2 protein-coding genes are annotated in these 2106 nt (G+C 55.8%); both read right to left on the reverse strand.

Features of this window, described 5'->3' with window-relative positions; translation table 11 throughout:
• Positions 1 to 309: 309 nt before the first annotated feature.
• Positions 310 to 1047: a DUF4919 domain-containing protein gene (locus ALIPUT_RS00080; RefSeq protein WP_004327478.1), complete on the reverse strand. Its 738-nt coding sequence runs from the start codon at positions 1045 to 1047 to the stop codon at positions 310 to 312.
• A gap of 79 nt (positions 1048 to 1126) precedes the next feature.
• On the reverse strand, positions 1127 to 1897 hold the full coding sequence (gene dapA, locus ALIPUT_RS00085) for a 4-hydroxy-tetrahydrodipicolinate synthase (RefSeq protein ID WP_231290527.1): 771 nt from the start codon (positions 1895 to 1897) through the stop codon (positions 1127 to 1129).
• Positions 1898 to 2106: the final 209 nt, after the last annotated feature.

The following is a 2106-nucleotide window of genomic DNA, read 5'->3' on the forward strand; positions in this document are numbered from 1 at the left end:
ATAGAACATAATGGTCTGGTCCGCCGTTTCGGGGACCGGCGGGCGGGGAGTGACCCCTTCGTCCTTGTTGCAGCCCGTGAAAAGGGTCGCTGCGAGTGCAAGGACAAGCACTATATGATGTAATTTTTTCATTTGGATCTCGTTCGGGGTGTTTCGTGCCCGTTTTGTGAAGGTTAGAAATACTCCCCCCCCCGCGTAGAGAGGAGGGTGCCTTTGCAGGATGATTCGGAGAAAAGAGTTGTTTTCATCTTATACTTTTATAATAAATTAGGCCGTTGAATTATGCCGGGGCTTCAAGAGCGGTTTTCGTTATTTGTATTCTCTCGGACGCAGGTTGTTGAATTGCCAGGTTCGGGGCCGTTTGAATACGTAGTCGTCGGGTTTGTTCCGGTAGATGCGGCTGTAATCGAAGTAATATCCCTTGATCCGCCCCTCTTCGGTCCGTACCGGCTCGAGCAGGGGGACGTATTCCACCGAGCGGCTGACGACGCGTGCTTTGCCGTAGTGACGGTCGTGTGCGGCCAGCAGATCGAGAGCATGTCCGAACATCAGGATATGCCAGGCGCTCCCTTCCTTGAGGCCGTTGCCGGAATCCTCGATCGTCGCCAGGATGGAGTTCATCCGGTTGTAGTTGATCTGTTCGTTCTTCGAGTCGCCGAGCGCTCCGTAAGCGAATGCCAGCAGGTTCAGCAGTTTGGGGCTGAACGGATCCTGCACCAAGGCATCGTTCACCGCTGCGATCAGTTTCTCGAGGCTTTCGTGCGTCGGATTCTCGAAATCGACCGTTTGGGCGATCAGTATGGCTTTGTCCATGTCCGAATTGGCATTCAAAGGCTTGTAGGCGTCCTGATAGGCATATCCGTAGTAGAGGTAGTGGTAGTCCTCCTCGGTCATCGAGTCGTCGCCCGACTGATACCGCAGCATCAGGTTCGGGTAGTAGTAGGGGGATTCGGAATCCAGCGTCTGCCGGATAATATCCTCTTCGACAGGTATTTTGGCCGTTGCCATCAGAGGCAGAAACAGCAGCAGGACAAGCAATTTTCTCATAGCCTTTTGTGTGCGGCGGTTCAGTGTGCGAATACGGTGCGGAACCCGTTTCGTGCCGCATTGTTATATAAACGTGCGATCAATTCAAATCGTATTTGGCGATCAGTTCTTTGAAGCGGGCTTCGAGCTGCGGGGTTCCGGGAACGAGGGGCAGCCGCAGCGTGTTGCCGATGAGTCCCAGTACCGACATGGCGCATTTCACGCCCGTCGGGTTGCCTTCGGCGAAGAGGGCGGTCACGGCCTCCTCCAGACATTCGTAAGCCTTGTGTGCTCCTTCGAAGTCGCCCTTCTTTGCCAGGTCGATGCAAGTCATCATCTTGCGCGGGAAGGCATTGACCGCTACCGAGATCACGCCGTCGGCGCCCCGGCTCATCAGGTCGAGCGTCAGGGCGTCATCTCCCGAGAGCACCAGAAAATCCCTGCTCCGCCAGTCGAGTATCTCCTGAATCTGGTCGATCTTGCCCGAAGCCTCCTTGATGCCGATGACATTCGGGAAGTCGCCCGCAATGCGGATCGTGGTCGCTGCGGTCATATTGACCCCCGTACGGCCGGGAACGTTGTAGAGAATGATCGGCAGGGGCGAATGTTCCGATACGGTTTTGAAGTGCTGGTACAACCCCTCCTGCGACGGTTTGTTGTAGTAGGGTGTGACGCTCAGGATCGCATCCGCCCCCCGCGGTCGAATTCGCGCAACTGGTCGAGCACTTCCGAGGTCGAGTTGCCGCCTACGCCGATCACCAGCGGCACGCGCCCTGCGATGTGGTTTTGATGAACATGGCGACAACGGCCCGTTCGTGCAGGTAGAGGGTCGGGGTTCTGCCGTCGTGCCGAGTTGCACGATGAAATCCACACCGCCCGTCGATGAAGTAGTCGATCGTGCGGTCTAAAGCCGGATTAATCCACCGTTCGTCAGTGTGAAGGGTTGGAATGCTGGCACGCGCCCTCGAGTTGGTCCGCCAATCGGGATAATGCTAATTTCGAAATTATACCTGAAGCGTCCAAGGCTTCGTCTGACTGTAGAATCGTCCAGGCGTACTCGGCACAGATTGTCGATTAGCA

The organism is Alistipes putredinis DSM 17216, assembly GCF_000154465.1.
Taxonomy (GTDB): domain Bacteria; phylum Bacteroidota; class Bacteroidia; order Bacteroidales; family Rikenellaceae; genus Alistipes; species Alistipes putredinis.

Bases quoted from the DNA above. Each gene is read 5' to 3' on its own strand.
- ALIPUT_RS00080 (WP_004327478.1), bottom strand. From the start codon at position 1,047: ATGAGAAAATTGCTTGTCCTGCTGCTGTTTCTGCCTCTGATGGCAACG.